13 protein-coding genes and 1 pseudogene are annotated in these 14,763 nt (G+C 60.7%); 2 read left to right on the plus strand and 12 right to left on the minus strand.

Annotation, left to right across the window (positions count from 1 at the left end; translation table 11 throughout):
• Positions 1–359: 359 nt before the first annotated feature.
• Entirely contained in the window at positions 360–1,571 is a 1,212-nt protein-coding gene (locus AC07ZH_RS11275; protein WP_495199807.1) for a tyrosine-type recombinase/integrase, read from the plus strand.
• A gap of 103 nt (positions 1,572–1,674) precedes the next feature.
• Here the strand turns inward: AC07ZH_RS11275 and AC07ZH_RS11280 are convergent, their stop codons facing one another.
• From AC07ZH_RS11280 to AC07ZH_RS11315, 8 genes and pseudogenes are all read right to left on the minus strand, one after another.
• Positions 1,675–2,808, minus strand: coding sequence for an integrase domain-containing protein (locus tag AC07ZH_RS11280; RefSeq protein ID WP_495199808.1), 1,134 nt, complete (start codon positions 2,806–2,808; stop codon positions 1,675–1,677).
• Positions 2,809–3,939: 1,131 nt separating this feature from the next.
• On the minus strand, positions 3,940–4,113 hold the full coding sequence (locus AC07ZH_RS11285) for a hypothetical protein (protein ID WP_377806886.1): 174 nt from the start codon (positions 4,111–4,113) through the stop codon (positions 3,940–3,942).
• 822 nt (positions 4,114–4,935) lie between these two features.
• A pseudogene (locus tag AC07ZH_RS11290) lies at positions 4,936–5,389 on the minus strand (transposase).
• Between the two features lie 184 nt (positions 5,390–5,573).
• Entirely contained in the window at positions 5,574–7,928 is a 2,355-nt protein-coding gene (locus AC07ZH_RS11295; RefSeq protein WP_495199809.1) for a heavy metal translocating P-type ATPase, read from the minus strand.
• Positions 7,929–7,932: 4 nt separating this feature from the next.
• Positions 7,933–8,196 (minus strand): DUF2933 domain-containing protein, encoded by a 264-nt coding sequence (locus tag AC07ZH_RS11300; protein ID WP_495199896.1) that lies wholly within the window; start codon positions 8,194–8,196, stop codon positions 7,933–7,935.
• Between the two features lie 154 nt (positions 8,197–8,350).
• Complete coding sequence (locus AC07ZH_RS11305) at positions 8,351–8,590, minus strand: SHOCT domain-containing protein (protein ID WP_495199810.1); 240 nt, start codon at positions 8,588–8,590, stop codon at positions 8,351–8,353.
• A gap of 17 nt (positions 8,591–8,607) precedes the next feature.
• On the minus strand, positions 8,608–9,060 hold the full coding sequence (locus AC07ZH_RS11310; protein ID WP_495199811.1) for a DUF302 domain-containing protein: 453 nt from the start codon (positions 9,058–9,060) through the stop codon (positions 8,608–8,610).
• A 10-nt stretch (positions 9,061–9,070) separates the two neighbouring features.
• Entirely contained in the window at positions 9,071–9,604 is a 534-nt protein-coding gene (locus AC07ZH_RS11315) for a hypothetical protein (protein ID WP_495199812.1), read from the minus strand.
• Between the two features lie 530 nt (positions 9,605–10,134).
• Between AC07ZH_RS11315 and AC07ZH_RS11320 the strand changes: the two genes are divergently transcribed.
• Positions 10,135–10,563: a MerR family transcriptional regulator gene (locus AC07ZH_RS11320; protein WP_495199813.1), complete on the plus strand. Its 429-nt coding sequence runs from the start codon at positions 10,135–10,137 to the stop codon at positions 10,561–10,563.
• Between the two features lie 20 nt (positions 10,564–10,583).
• Here the strand turns inward: AC07ZH_RS11320 and AC07ZH_RS11325 are convergent, their stop codons facing one another.
• From AC07ZH_RS11325 to AC07ZH_RS11340, 4 genes are all read right to left on the minus strand, one after another.
• The gene (locus tag AC07ZH_RS11325; RefSeq protein ID WP_495199814.1) at positions 10,584–11,141 is read right to left on the minus strand and encodes a cupredoxin family protein; all 558 of its coding nucleotides are present in this window, start codon (positions 11,139–11,141) and stop codon (positions 10,584–10,586) included.
• An 80-nt stretch (positions 11,142–11,221) separates the two neighbouring features.
• On the minus strand, positions 11,222–12,139 hold the full coding sequence (locus AC07ZH_RS11330; protein WP_495199815.1) for a copper resistance protein B: 918 nt from the start codon (positions 12,137–12,139) through the stop codon (positions 11,222–11,224).
• 29 nt (positions 12,140–12,168) lie between these two features.
• Positions 12,169–14,070, minus strand: coding sequence for a copper resistance system multicopper oxidase (locus AC07ZH_RS11335; protein WP_495199816.1), 1,902 nt, complete (start codon positions 14,068–14,070; stop codon positions 12,169–12,171).
• Positions 14,071–14,266: 196 nt separating this feature from the next.
• The gene (locus AC07ZH_RS11340; RefSeq protein WP_495199817.1) at positions 14,267–14,722 is read right to left on the minus strand and encodes a hypothetical protein; all 456 of its coding nucleotides are present in this window, start codon (positions 14,720–14,722) and stop codon (positions 14,267–14,269) included.
• Between the last annotated feature and the right edge of the window lie 41 nt (positions 14,723–14,763).

Genomic DNA, 14,763 nt, shown 5'->3' on the forward strand with positions numbered 1-14,763 from the left:
CCCCCATGCCCCCAAAGATACCCCCAGCCGGTGCAAGCTGGCAATGCCTTCCCTTGGGGACGCTAAAAAACAAAAAAGCCCCGTAAACACTAGATTTGCGGGGCTTCTGAGGGGCCTTGTTGGGTTATAAGAAACCCTATCTTGGCGGAAACGGAGTCCGCCTAACTCAACGTCCCACAACATCCCAGTTCGTTTCTAAATAGTTGTTTAAAAACAGATATTTAGGATTCCATCCGTCCCACGTCATTTCAAAAAATTCCAGTCAATTTCGACTGCCTGCGGGGGACGGATCGTGGGACAATATTGCCAGTCCCCCGCAGATGAAAGCTAAGGCAACTATCTATTGACGTTGCTCCACCATGGGTCTAGGCATCAATCGACTCACCGCACTAAAAGTGCAGCGCCTCAAACAGCCCGGTTACCACGCCGACGGGGCAGGTCTGTACCTCTGCGTCAAGCCCAGCGGTGCCAAGAGCTGGATCTTTCGCTACCGCTTTGCCGGGCGCGAACGCGAGATGGGTCTTGGCAGTCTGGTCACCTTCGGTCTGGCCGACGCGCGCGAACGCGCCCTGGCGCAAAGGCGCCTGTTGGCCGATGGCAAGGACCCCCTGGACATCAAACACGCCGCCCAAGCGCAGCAGCGCCAGAGCCGGGCCGACGTGCTGGCGTTCGACGCGGCGGCTGCGCGCTACATCGCCAGCCACCGTGCGGGCTGGAAGAACGCCAAGCATGCCGAACAATGGACCAACACGCTCGCCACCTATGCCTCCCCGGTGCTCGGTGCGCTGGCGGTATCCGAGATCCAGACGCACCATGTCATGCGGGTGCTTGAACCCATCTGGGTCGACAGAACCGAAACGGCCAGCCGCTTGCGTGGGCGCCTGGAGCGGGTGCTCGACTGGTGCAAGGTGCAGGGCTACCGCACGGGAGACAACCCGGCAGCTTGGCGAGGGCATCTGGAGAACCTGCTCAGCGCACCCAAGAAGACCATGGTGGTCAAGCACCATGCGGCCCTGCCGTGGCGAGAGATTGCTGCGTTCATGGCGGAACTGCGCCAAAAGCCGGGAATGGCAGCACTGCTCACCGAATGGATCATTCTGACCAATTGCCGCACCGAGGAAGGCCTCAAGGCGCGCTGGGAAGAGATTGACCTGGAGCGTGCGGTGTGGACCGTACCAGCCAATCGGATGAAGGCCAAGAAGGAGCACCTGATTCCACTGTCCCAGCATGCTCTGTCGGTGCTGCACAAGGTGCGCGCGGTGGTGGAGCCGGTGGGCTATGTGTTTCCAAAACCACCCAACAAGAACAGTCTGCTGGAGCAGCCACTGTCCAATGCAGCGTGCATGGCCTTGCTCAAGCGCATGGGGTATGCGGATCTGACGGTCCACGGGTTTCGCAGCAGCTTTCGCGACTGGGCGGGTGAATCGACCAGCCACCCGCGTGAGGTGATCGAGCACGCCATGGCGCACCAGCTCCAGGACAAAGCCGAGGCTGCGTATGCGCGGGGGACCTTGCTCGAGCGCAGGCGGGTGCTGATGGCCGATTGGGGGCGGCACTGCTCGGGGGGATAGAGGCAAGCAAAAGACCCGACCAAGCACCCGCAATGCACTTGCAGGGGTGTATGCGCAGGCACTGCAAGCGACTGCGCTTTGATACCTGGATTGGCGTCGCAATTCAAGCCACCAATTCGGCAGCGGCATCTGGCAGATCATCAAGGGGTTCCAATGCGTCTGCCGTGGCCTCCCTCTTCGTACGCCACAGAGCCATCAGCTCCCTGAGTTCCGCAGCCTGGCGCTGCATCGTCCTGGTCCGCTTCTCCGGCGGCGGCAACTGATCAACCACGCTGTTGCAGTACACCGAACGGACATACCGCTGACGCGAAGACCCATGCCCCAGGGCCAGGGACACACGCGCCAGAGAGTCTTGCCGGCTCCACCCTCGCTCCATGAGCTCCTGCAGCAAATCGACTGCATAGCGGTAGCGCAGCGAATGGGGCGAAAACTGTCCCACCAGACCCAGCTTGCGGCACTGGCTGTGATAGTGGCGACGCGCGGACGCCAAATCATTTTTCTTGCCCACAACCAGGAACCCGTCATGGGTGGCGGCATAGTCCAGCGCCTGCTGGATCACATGCAAAGTCGTTAGCGCATGGCGCTGGAGCACAAAAGTATCGCGGATGCGTCCGCCCTTGGTGCCATCGACCACCGCCATGCACAGGTCGCGCAGCCCCGGTCCCCCGGCTGCAGTGGAGTTCGATTGCCCCAGCAATCGCACAGCATCGCAGGCAAACTCCAGCAAGGCACTGGTGCTGCTGAGCGCCTCCAGCCCCCGAAACCCCAGGTAGCGTTCGAGCTCCAGGGTCAGCGCCAATCCCTCCTGGCCCTTGCTGCGGGCCTCGGCCACCACCTGCTCGAAATGATTTTGTTCGATTGGCAGCTTCTTGCCGATACGGCTGCGCGGTGCAATTCCCAACTGCTTGCGGGTGATTCCAGCGGCATCGGGATCGCCATGATCATTGCGAATCAAGGATCGGATCTTGGACAACAGATTGGCCTGTGCGGCCACCGAGCAGCCAGGGCGTTCGCGTTGCCCCTCCGATGCCGCCACCGGAGTTGCTCGCCACAGGAGATACGCCTTTACCTGGAGCAGCGTCAGATGGCGCGGCCGCACGTCAGGGTGGCCCTGGGCACTCAGCCACTGGTTTAAGGCTTGGCCCTCGCGGTTCAGGTTCGCCCTGGTTGAGCGCGATCCCCGCTGCTTCTGGGCGGCCCTGGCAATCACTTGCGCCGATGTTGGGGTTTTGGACATTTGGAACTCCTTGCATAGTTGACAGACGCGACCATCCCTCTGGCCCGCGCCAGATCGAATGCAGATAGCCCCCCGGTTGGGTAGTAAAAAATCCGCCAGCGACCGGGGGCGCGCTAGTTGTCAAAACTTCAAATGAGACCTTCCTGCCCACTTCAATGGTTTAGGTGTGGGGCCGCGCGCGGCACGCAGCGGTTGGGCAGGAAGATGCTGTTTCAGGAGCAGGAACGACATGACCCGCCGGTCACCGCCTCCTGCTCTTCCTTGCATTGCTCTTGCGACACATAGGCCCATCCCTGCAGGGACTGGGAGTTCATGGCGCCAGAGCCATCGGCGCAGCACCCCATGGGTGGGGGCTGATCGGGCATTCCGTCAAACGGGAGCCCGGCCTGCGCCGGATTTGAGATACCCCCATCGCATGGGGGCCAGTAGGTTTTCTTGACGCACCCCGGGACGGGGTGGTGGGAGTCGCTCACGAATCGATCAACAGATATCTAAAACAATATGGAGAGGAACAAGGACACGCTGGGGCTTCAGGCATAGGACGGCCGAAGACCACAGGTGATTGACGCGCCCCCTGGCGGGGGTGGAGAGATGCGCTAGCGCAGCCGCAACCGGCTTGGCCAGGCCAAAAGAACTACTGTCACGTGTGCAGCAAGCAATTGCCGCACGCTGTTTGCAGCGCGATGCTGCACTCAATGAACCCTGGCCTGCACGCTATTGCGAGCGGGCCAGGGGAGATAACCACTGCTCCCCACCAGTTGGGGCTACAGATCCAACCTGACGCAGGGCGTCAGACTTTGCCATAAAGGCTCTACAGGCTTCCCCAATTGGGGAGTTGAAACCCGAATGGAAGATCGTCAATGACAAACCTTCCATTCGTGTCTCGCGGCCAGTATAAGCCCACTTGAATATCAAAACATTTACCTCAGCAAGGCTGCGGGGATCTTGTCTCACACAATCCCAATACTCCAATATTGAACGCTGTCATATTTTAATTTCCGGGAAATAGTTTCTCAAGTGATTGTCGATAAAGATATTTTTCTCATTCCCCGATGTGCGTCATTCTTTTTTGCCATCTCAAAAAAGATCCCTGACCCCGTGAGGTCAGGGATTGAAGGTGCCAGGACCAGATTACAGGCCTTGGCGTTTGCACTTTTCCACGTATTGCAGCACGCGAGATCGCTCCAGGCGCGGGCTGCGCGGACCGAAGTCGTGTGTCGGCTGCAGCAGGGGCTCACCCTCTTGCCTGCGGTAGAACGTGGAGCGCGACATGTTGAGAAACTCCCATGCCTCGCGAAGAGTCATGAAAGGACGTTCAGAGCGAGCGGATTGGGTCATAGTGGACCTCGTTCCAACAGTCGTTGACGCAGAGGTGTCTATTGAGCGGACACCGGTAGATATAGAGCTCTGGGGCTTTTGAGGGCCTGACATGTCTAAGAAATGCCGCGCGCCGAAAGGGCACGGGCATATGCGTCGTCTCGCGTCGTCACCGACGCTCTGGAGTGCTGAGGAGGCTCAGCCTGTTGGCAAGGGCCGCGCGCGGCGCGCGACCCTGATCGGCAAGTTCTGGTTTGGAGTTTGATTTTCCTGACACCACGGGCAGGATTTGCGGTGCTTGGGCACTGACCGGACATCGCTCATATGTTCCGGTCCAGAGGCGGCGCGCCGAAGAGCGCTGACGGGGTGACTTATGTCCTGGCCGCTTCTGTGTGCTTGGGCTGTGGTGTTTGGGCGCCTATACCACGGGATGTGTGGCGCGCCGTTTCGAATGTTGCTCGATTTTGAGCATCTTTTGAATTTGAAGGCCTCAAGGCCTGCGTTTTGCGCAGGCTTGCGCTCTACTTTTTAGAATTCAAAATTTAAACTGATGGTATTGGAGATTGGTCGGTTCCCAATCTCCATACACCCCTTCCCGACAAACGGGCTTCATTCTAAGCACGTTTTACTGCTTTTCGCAAAGAAAATCGAGACGAGACCCAACATATTCCTGCGGGCCCGTCCCAGCTACACAACTGGGGACCTCTAAAAACCGCTGCTTTCAGCCCAGCTTTTGCTCAGGCACGGTTTAATTTCAATTTCTGCTCGTTTTTTAAGCATGCCCTTTGGGCGTGTCTTCCGCCCTACTTCTCACGCATTGCCCCCCTTTAGGCGCGCCTCGGTCTTTGATGGCTTGTTCTTGTAGAACGTATCCACCCCGTCGTCGAGGTACTTGGCTAAGCGCTTGAGGTTGTAGCACGCAGCCATTATCGTCATGGATACCGTGGCGCGGGCCTGACCGATGGTGCGTATGAACTTGCCGCCCATGTGGCGTATCTGGACAAAGGGAGGCTCCACCCGTGCCCTGGTTTTGGCACTTCAGGATCAGAATGCGCACCATGACCGTTGTGGGGTCCGCCGGGCGCCCGCCCCGGATGGTGTCACCTCTGGGCAGCAGTTGATCGACAACCTGTGTCAGGTGAGCAAAGTCAATGTGCCGGGCAATGACCTGCAGTGGGTCGCCCAAAGTTTCGATCTTGTGCTTGCGCGCAGCATCGGCGAAGAGGTCGAACTTAATGGCGCTGCGCGCTTGCGGTTTGCTCATCGGGAGATTGTCGCGTTGGTTGGAGTGTTCCCGGGCGGGAGATGGGGGTTTTTAGAGGCTCCCGGTTGTTGACCCAGTACTTACCGTGCGCCAGAAACGCAATAGGAGTCGAACGGTTAATCAGGGCGTATTGGTGGGCATGAGGGGCTCCTGGGCGGGTTTCGGTTGGAAACAAGTTGTCTGCCTAGCCCTTGTCGAGCTTTGCCCCGCGCAGTCGCAGTGCATTGCTGATGACCGAGGCAGAACTCAGGCTCATGGCCAGCGCAGCGATCAGCGGTGAGAGCAGCCAGCCCGTCAATGGGAACAATACCCCCGCCGCCAGGGGCACGCCCAGGGCGTTGTAGACAAAGGCAAACGTCAGGTTCTGCTTCATGTTGGCCACCGTTGCATCCGACAGGGCCCGCGCCACCGCGATGCCGCGCAGGTCGCCCTTGACCAGCGTGAGCTGGGCACTGTTCATCGCCACGTCGGTGCCGGTGCCCATGGCAATGCCGACGTCGGCGCGGGCCAGTGCGGGAGCGTCGTTGATACCGTCGCCAGCCATGGCGACGACCCGCCCTTCCCTTTGCAGTTTCTCGACCAGGGCCAGCTTGTCGGCAGGCTTGACCTCGCCGTGCACCTCGTCAATGCCAAGCCGCTTGCCAACGGCCTGCGCGGTGGTCAACCCATCGCCGGTGGCCATCACGATGCGCAGGCCCGACTTGCGCAGGGCGGCCAGGGCATCGGGCGTTGTCGCCTTGATCGGGTCGGAGACGGCCAGCAGCCCGGCCAACTGTCCATCGACCGCCAGATGCATCACGCTCGCACCCTGGGCGCGCAGCGCTTCCGCCTGGGTCTTGAGTGCGTCCACCTTCACGCCAAGCTGTTCCATCAGCGCGGTATTTCCCAACGCCAGCGTTTTGCCTTCGACACGGCCGCGCACGCCAATGCCCGACTCGGAGTCGAACTGTTCGGGCTTGGCCAGGGTCAGCCCCTGCGCACGCGCCGCCGCCACAATGGCCGCAGCCAGTGGGTGTTCGCTGCCTTGGTCCAGACTGGCGGCCAGGCGCAGCACGTCCGCATTCTTGAAACCTTCAGCGGCCACCGCCTTTTCGAAGGCGGGCCGGCCTTCGGTGAGCGTGCCGGTCTTGTCGACGATCAGGGTGTCGACCTTGCGCAGGTTCTCGATCGCCGCAGCGTCGCGGAACAGCACGCCATTGGTCGCCCCCTTGCCGGTGGCGACCATGATCGACATCGGCGTGGCCAGGCCCAGCGCGCAGGGGCAGGCGATGATCAGCACCGCCACCGCATTGATGAGACCAAAGACCCAACCCTGCGCAGGCCCGAACAGACCCCAGGCAAAAAAGGTCAATAGCGCGATGGTGACGACGGTGACGACGAAGTAGCCCGCCACGACGTCGGCCATGCGCTGCATCGGTGCGCGCGAGCGCTGCGCCTGCGCCACCATCTGCACAATCTGCGACAGCACCGTGGCCGAGCCCACATGTTCAGAGCGCATCACCAGGGCGCCGCTGGTGTTCATGGTGGCGCCTATCAATTTGTCGCCCACGCGCTTGGTCACCGGCAGCGGCTCCCCGGTCAACATCGACTCGTCCAGCGCGCTTGTGCCTTCCACCACGATGCCGTCCACCGGCACTTTCTCGCCCGGGCGCACGCGCAATTGGTCGCCAACATGGACATTGGCGAGCGGCACGTCTTCCTCCGTTCCGTCGGCGGCGATGCGCCGTGCCGTCTTGGGCGCCAGGCCCAGCAGCGACTTGATGGCTGCCGAGGTCTGCGAACGTGCCTTCAGCTCCAGGATCTGGCCGAACAAGGTCAGCGAAATGATGACGGCAGTGGCCTCGAAGTACACGGCAACGCTGCCATCGACGACGAATGCGGGTGGAAATATCTGCGGCGCCAGGGTTGCCACCACGCTGTAGACGAAGGCCACACTGGTGCCCAGCCCGATCAGCGTCCACATGTTGGGGCTGCGATTGATCACCGACCGCACGCCGCGCACATAGAACGGCCAGCCAGCCCACAGCGCAACCGGCAGTGCCAGCGCAAATTCAATCCAGGTCTGGGTTCGCGGCTCGAACCAGTGCAGGGTGTGGCCTGCCATGGCCAGAATCATCACCACCACAGAAAACGGCAGCGTCCACCAGAGGCGGCGCGTGAAGTCGACCAGTTCCGGGTTCTCGTCATCGTCCAGTAGCGGTAGCACCGGCTCAAGTGTCATCCCGCATATGGGACAGTTGCCGGGATGGTCCTGGCGGATCTCCGGGTGCATCGGGCAGGTGTAGATCGTGCCGGCGAGTACTGGGGCGGTGTCCAACGGCGCAGCCGTGGCGAGATACTGCGACGGGTCGGCCGAAAACTTGCCTTGGCACTTCGCACTGCAGAAGTAATACGGACGCCCTTCATGCTCGAAGCGATGCTCGGACTGCTCTGTCACCGGCATGCCGCACACTGGGTCCTTCAGACTTGCTGGGTCTAATGGCGACGGCAGGCTATGGTGCGTGTGCCCCTCGTGTGCGTGGCTTGCGAGCGTGTTCATGGCGTTATTCCTTCTTATTCGTGAGATCGCTGGGCGGCGAGGCGTGACCACCGTGACCGCCGTGCCCATGAAACAGATGCATCAACGGGCAAGCCAGCAGCAGCAGGTAAATCCAGTTCCCGGCTACATGGTTCCAGTGCTCGCGCAGCAGATAGAAGCCACCGACCAGAGCGACCATCAGCAGCGCAGTCTTCAAAGGCCCGCCCAGTGCGATACCTTCACGCTGCGCCTCTCGATACCCGCTCTGAGAGCGATCGGATGGGTTCATGTCGGACGAACCCTGTGCGGTAGTTGGGTGATCGTGGTGAGCGGTGTTCATGGTCTTGGTCCTTTCATCGTGGGTCGGCGCTGTTGGTGCTGATCCTGGAGTTGAAGGTAAGCCTTGACATCATGTTAATGTCAAGGTCTATTCGGCGCTGTGCTCAGGCCTTTGGGTCGGTGTCGCGATCGAGCAGCGCCTTGCGTTGCTCATACTCTTGCGCCGAGATGTCGCCGTTGGCCAGCCGCCGCTTCAGCAACTCGTGTGGCGAGTCGCGCGGGCCGCGGCGCCGGTCGTCTGGCCGCCCCCACCCGTAGAACACGATGACTCCGATCAGCGCGAGCCAGAAAAGCCACCAGATCCAATGCATGCCACCCATGAAGTAGCCCCCGTCGTAGTACATATGCATCTCCTTGAGCCTCAGTTACCGGTTGGTACAGGGACAGTCAATCGGGCCTTGACGCGTTGCAGTCGCTCGTGCACCTCATGGGCGACTTTGGCTACCTCGGGGTTGCTGGTCATTTGCAGCACCGCCACCGGGTCCATGAAGCCGACGCTCAGGGTGCCGTCGGCCTCTTCGCGAACGACGACATTGCACGGCAGCAGCAGGCCGATGTCAGGTTCGGCCTCCAGCGCACGATGCGCCAGCGGCGGGTTGCAGGCGCCGAGGATGCGGTACGGCCGGCCCTCGACGCCAAGCTTGGCTTTCATCGTTGCTTGCACATCGATCTCGGTCAGGACGCCAAAACCCTCGGCCTTCAGCGCTTGCGTGACGCGGGCGACGGCTGCCGCAAAGTCCTTGTCGCCGATTGCGCAATGAAAGCCGTAAGCGACTGGCGCCGGCAGCGCCGGAGTGTTGTGTGAGGGTTGCATGGCTGGCCCCTCACTTCGCAGCCGGGGCCGACGGCAAGCGGTCCATCATCATCTGCATCATGGACTGCATCATGTTCATGCGCTGCTCCAGCATGCCCTGGCGCGCGGCCATGCTGCCCTGTTTGCCCGGCGCGGTGCCTGGACCCATGCCGCGACCCATGCCGCCCATGCCGCCCATGCCGCCCATGCCGCCCATGCCGCCCATGCCGCCCATGCCGCCCATGCCGCCCATCATGTTCATGCCGTTCTGCATAAGCGCCATTTGCTCGACCATCAAGGCATTGCGCTCTTCGGGCGTCTTGGCGGCCACCATCTTGTCGTGCATCTGCTGCATGGCCGTCATCTGTTCGGCATAGCCAGAACCGGTGGCGCCGGCACTCATTCCCATGCTAGGACTGCCCATTTGTGCCTGAGCGACCTGGGTGGCAGTGGCCGGTGCGAGGTGATGGCTGTCGTGCTGGTCGTCGGCAGCGGCCCAGGTCGATGCGGCGAGGGCGGCGCTGCTGAGGACAACGATAGAAACCAAAGTACGGGTGAAAGTCATGGTGAACTCCTGGTGAAAAAAAGACAGTGACTGCTAGCGGGGATCGCTCTGTGTGCGGTGCCCAGCACCGTTTGGAGCGTTGGCGTCCGAGTTTGAGCTCTGTACCTGGGTACAGAGTCAAGTCGGATTTGGAGGGCGCCGCGGATTGCAGGGCAAAAGGCCCCGCGCCGGGCGCCCCAAGTGGCTATAGCGCCAGTCGTGCGAAGCGGGTGCGCAGTGGCACACCCGGACTGGGTGCCAGCAATGCCGGCCAACCGGTGTTCCGCGGGGGTACGGCCAGCCCCGCTACCGGCGATGACTGTCGCACGATGCCCTGGGAAGGCAACGTTCAGATTGGCGTCGGACACCCATTTGCGGGCAAGCTGGCTGTGGTCGCACGCAGCTTCAGTCGGGCGCGTCCGCCCTGGGTCGGCACTCTCTGCGTACACAGCAGTGATGCCGAAGTTCGAGAGAAAATGCATTCTTATCTGGATCTTCCTGATCCAACTCCCGCTGGGGTGGGGTACGGGCCAAGGCAATGCATTTTGAGCATGAGAAATCGACAAACAACCGACGGAGCCACGCTGACGATGACCATTGGCCGTCTGGCTCGGGCTGCTGGCGTCGGAGTCGAGACCATCCGGTATTACCAAGGCAGGGGGCTGCTGCCAGTCCCTCCGTCGACTGGTGGAATCCGGTACTACGCACCCGACTTGGTCGCCCGCATCGGATTCATCAAGCGGGCGCAGGGATTGGGGTTTTCGCTGGACGAGATTGCGACGCTGCTGAACCTCGCTGACGGACGCAATCGCGGAGGCGTACGCGCTGTGACGTCGGCGCGGCTGGAACAGATTCGCGCCAAGCTGGTCGACCTTTCGCGCATGCAGCGCGCGTTGGACGACTTGCTGGCCAATTGCATGGCGACTGGTGAGGTTCATCCGTGTCCGATCATCGAAGCGCTATTGGGTGGTGCAACCTGAGGAAGCCTTCAAAGAGACCCTCAATTCACCTCGATCGTCCCCACCATGCCGGCTTCCCTATGGCCCGGCACCAAGCATGCGTAGGTCACCGTTCCTGCCTTTGCAAATTGCCAGACGATGCCGCCGCGTTGGCCAGGGGACAGAGTGATCTGATTCGCCTCCTTGTGCGCCCTGCCTGGCATCTTCTGCATCATTTCGGCGTGCTCATCAATCTCTTCGGCCGTGCCAATCACCATTTCGTGCGGCACCTTGCCCTTGTTGACAATGAAGAAGCGCACGGTCTCACCAGCCTTGACACTGACGTCGCCTGGCGTGAAACGCATCGAGTCATTCATTTCGACAGCAATAGTGCGGCTGACGTTGGCAGGGTCCCCCGCCATACCAGCCAGCGATTCGTGCACTTCGTTGTGCATGCCGTGCATTCCAGCCATGTCGTGCCCCGACGCAGATGCTAAAACCGCGTTCGGTGCGCTGTGATTGCCTTCAGTGCTATGAGTGGCGTGGTCGCCAGTTGCCATTGCCAACGCCGGCAACGCGGCGAAGGCCAGAAATGAGAGCATCGTGTTCAGCTTGTTCATGGGAATTACTTTTAAAAGGTGACAAAAGGATAGAAACGTAGGTTGTTGGTGGAGGCGCCATGTGATTTGCACAGCGGATATCAGAACCAGAATCGAACGCCAGCAACGTAGCGAGTGTTTCGAGTCGGCTCGCCTGCCGCGCGCATCAGATCTGCAGTCTGACCAAAGTGATTGGTCCATTCGATACCGACGTAGGGTGCAAACTGGCGGGAGAATTCATAACGAACGCGAACGCCAGTGCTGAGGTTGGAGAGGCCTTTGCCAATCCCGCGATCGGCATCACTCTTTCCGTAGAGGTTGGCCTCGATACGTGGTTGCACAACTAACCGCTGCGTGACAAGAAGCTCGTATTCGGCGCCGAGACGCAGCGCCGTCCGACCACCCGAGCCAACATAGGCTGCGGCATCGACGTCAAACCAATAGGGGGCGAGCCCTTGCACACCGAAAGCCAACCAGGTTCGATTTGGGCCGGTGCCGCTGTCATGGCGCACCCCCAATTGGGTGTCCCAGAACGTTGAGACGGCATGGCTCCACAGCGCCTCGGTACGGGCGTCCTGCAGTTTCCCGCTGGCAACCTCACCTTCAGCCTTGAGGACCAATTTGTCGTAGTCCCGACCGAAGCGCGCAAGGACGTCGTACGCGCCCGAGTTGCTTCCACCGCTGCGTACCGCTTCAAAGTTGTCAAACAGGATCGAGCCAAATGGTGTTTCGTCTGCCAAACGAAGCCTTGGAACACCTTGGAGCGCATAGGGGCCGGACTGCAGGGTGAACCCACCCGAATAGGCGTGCGGGTCACGCGCGTCGGACGGTGCGGAACCTCCTTGCATCTGCATCCCGCTGTGATCCATCACGGGGCTCTCTGCCCTTTCCGCGCTCGTTGGGCTCATGGAATGGACCAGCGGCGCCGGCACTGGCGGTGGGTCGGATGCCGCCATGGACAAGGAACTGGCAAACAGAAATGCCGTTGTCACAAGCGAGCGGTTTCGCAGTGTTTTCATTGATTGAATCTCTAGAATAGCTATCTTTCTCACGACACCACCACCTCGCGGAACATACCCGCGTCCATGTGGAAGGCCAGATGGCAATGCCACGCCCAGCGGCCGACCGCGTCGGCCGTGACCAGGAAACTGATGCGCTGCGCCGGTTGCACGGGGATCGTGTGGCGACGGACCTGGAAGCGGCCATCGGGCTGCTCCAACTCACTCCACATGCCGTGCAAGTGCATGGGGTGAGTCATCATCGTGTCGTTGTGCAAGATGACCCGCACGCGCTCGCCGTAGCCCATATGGACGGGCGTTGACTGGCCGAATTCCAGCCCGTCGAGCGACCAGGTGTAGCGTTCCATGTTGCCTGTCAAGTGCAGCTCGATTTCGCGCTCGGCACCACGGGGGTCAAGCTGGCCCCCTACGGTGTGCAGATCTGCCAACGTGAGCACGCGGCGACCGTTGTTGCGCAACCCGACCCCTGGATCGTCGAGGTTGGTACGCGGCATATCCACGCGCATGTCGGTGCTGGCACCATATTCAGTGCGGGCATGCCGAACCGTTTGACTGGGCGGCACAGACCCTTTGCTCATGCCCATGCCCGACATAGCGCTGTGGTCCATGCCTTTCATGCTGCCGTGATCCATGCCGGACATTCCCGCCATACCAGCCATACCAGCCATACCAGCCATACCAGCCATACCATCCATACCATCCATACCATCCATACCAGCATGGCCCATGCCCGCCATCCCGCTGGTCGCACCGTGGTCCATTCCGGGCATTCCACCCATGGAGCCCATCATGTCGGTCATTGAGAGAGCGACCACGGGATCTACGTGTGGCACGGGGGCCTCCAGCCCGGTTCGCACTGACAGCGTGCCACGTGCATAGCCTGTGCGTTCCATGGATTGCGCAAACACGGTGTATGCATCGTCCTTGGGTTGCACGATGACGTCGTACGTCTCGCCGGGACCAAAGCGAAACTCGTCGACCGTCACAGGATCCACATTCACTCCGTCTGACTGCACAACTGTCAACTTCAAGCCCGGAATGCGCACGTCGTAAAACGTATTGGCCGCACCGTTAATGAAACGCAGCCTTACTCTTTCACCAGGAAGGAACGCACCATTCCAGTTCCCTGCGGGCGTTGTGCCATTCATCAGATAGGTGAGCGTGACGGCAGACAAGTCCGACAGGTCGGTCGGGCTCATGCGCATCTCGTTCCACATCTTGCGCTTGGCCAATGCGGCCTTGGCGCCATCACGCGACACATCGCGTAAAAAGTCAGGCGCAGTCGGCTGGTTGAAGTTGTAGTAATCGCCCTGCGTCTTGAGCTTGGCGAAAACGCTCATCGGATCCTCGTCTGTCCAATCCGACAGTTGCACCACGTGATCGCGGTCGGCACGGATGGATTCGCCGTCCTGTGGTTCGATCACGATGGCACCGTACAGTCCGGTCTGCTCCTGCATGCCCGAGTGCGAGTGGTACCAAAAGGTCCCGCTTTGTTCGACCTTGAAGCGGTAGGTGAAGGTCTCGCCGGGCAAGATGCCAGCAAAACTGATACCTGGCACGCCGTCCATTTGGAATGGCAAGATCATGCCGTGCCAGTGGATGGAGGTGGCTTCTCGCAAACGATTGGTGACGCGTATCGTGACCGTATCGCCTTCACGCCAGCGCAACGTGGGTGCTGGAATGGAGCCATTGATTGCGGTTGCCACTCTCGCCTTGCCCGTGAAATTCACGGGCAGTTCAGCGATCTCCAAAGAAAACTCCGTGCCTCTCAACTCGGGGGTGCCGGGCGAGGCACGCCTTTGACCGAGCAACTGGGCCGCTTGCAACCATGGGGAAGCACTGGCGAGAACGCCGCCTGCGGCGAGCCCCTGCACGAAGCGGCGACGAGAAGAAAGAGCCGACTTTGAAGCGGGAAGAGGAGGAAAAAGCATAAAAGATCAGGTCTCCGTCTGAAGTAGCAGAACAAGTGACCATGATCTTCTTGCCGCCCCTATGCGGGCATGACCAAAACATTACATCTCTGTAATCTGGGTCCGCGACTTCGTTGCGACATGCGGCGGAAGAAACCGCGCTGGATGGATCGGCGCACTGCGGGCGCTTTCCCGCTTTGTGCCGACCCACCGCAACTCACTTAGCGCCGCCGCTGTGCATCTCGCCAGCCCCGCTCAGCGGTGTGAAGCGAGCCTGTGCAGCGGTCTTGCCAGCAGGCGTGATTGACACGATGGCTTTGAGATCCGGCGTAGACGCGTACTTACCCAGGCCCTTGAGGAGGTTGTCACCATCGGGCGTGAGAGTGACGGTGGTGCGCGTTTTTCCAGACAGCAAGGTTGCGCTGCCGGTAGCGCCGGCTGCGGGAATCTTCTGTCCTGCATGGTCCGTCAAATACACAGACACGGGTTTCTCTTTCGCTCCTGGACTCGTGCGGTCCACGACCAACTCAAAGTGGTACACACCCGCCATGCGCAGCTGGCCCCCATGCGGCGCCTTTTGCGTATCGAGGTAGGCATCGTCGTGCGCCAGCGCGCTGCCAGCAGCCAACAAGCCGCCAAGCACCAAGGCCGAGATGGAAAAGACTTTTTTCATGATTTCGTTCTTTCGTTCAGATTCCCGGGGCCCGTTGGCAC

Source organism: Simplicispira sp. GW247-4R2A (assembly GCF_059424465.1).

Bases quoted from the DNA above. Each gene is read 5' to 3' on its own strand.
- AC07ZH_RS11275 (WP_495199807.1), top strand. From the start codon at position 360: ATGGGTCTAGGCATCAATCGACTCACCGCACTAAAAGTGCAGCGCCTC.
- AC07ZH_RS11280 (WP_495199808.1), bottom strand. From the start codon at position 2,808: ATGTCCAAAACCCCAACATCGGCGCAAGTGATTGCCAGGGCCGCCCAG.
- AC07ZH_RS11285 (WP_377806886.1), bottom strand. From the start codon at position 4,113: ATGACTCTTCGCGAGGCATGGGAGTTTCTCAACATGTCGCGCTCCACG.
- AC07ZH_RS11295 (WP_495199809.1), bottom strand. From the start codon at position 7,928: ATGAACACGCTCGCAAGCCACGCACACGAGGGGCACACGCACCATAGC.
- AC07ZH_RS11300 (WP_495199896.1), bottom strand. From the start codon at position 8,196: ATGAACCCATCCGATCGCTCTCAGAGCGGGTATCGAGAGGCGCAGCGT.
- AC07ZH_RS11305 (WP_495199810.1), bottom strand. From the start codon at position 8,590: ATGTACTACGACGGGGGCTACTTCATGGGTGGCATGCATTGGATCTGG.
- AC07ZH_RS11310 (WP_495199811.1), bottom strand. From the start codon at position 9,060: ATGCAACCCTCACACAACACTCCGGCGCTGCCGGCGCCAGTCGCTTAC.
- AC07ZH_RS11315 (WP_495199812.1), bottom strand. From the start codon at position 9,604: ATGACTTTCACCCGTACTTTGGTTTCTATCGTTGTCCTCAGCAGCGCC.
- AC07ZH_RS11320 (WP_495199813.1), top strand. From the start codon at position 10,135: ATGAGAAATCGACAAACAACCGACGGAGCCACGCTGACGATGACCATT.
- AC07ZH_RS11325 (WP_495199814.1), bottom strand. From the start codon at position 11,141: ATGAACAAGCTGAACACGATGCTCTCATTTCTGGCCTTCGCCGCGTTG.
- AC07ZH_RS11330 (WP_495199815.1), bottom strand. From the start codon at position 12,139: ATGAAAACACTGCGAAACCGCTCGCTTGTGACAACGGCATTTCTGTTT.
- AC07ZH_RS11335 (WP_495199816.1), bottom strand. From the start codon at position 14,070: ATGCTTTTTCCTCCTCTTCCCGCTTCAAAGTCGGCTCTTTCTTCTCGT.
- AC07ZH_RS11340 (WP_495199817.1), bottom strand. From the start codon at position 14,722: ATGAAAAAAGTCTTTTCCATCTCGGCCTTGGTGCTTGGCGGCTTGTTG.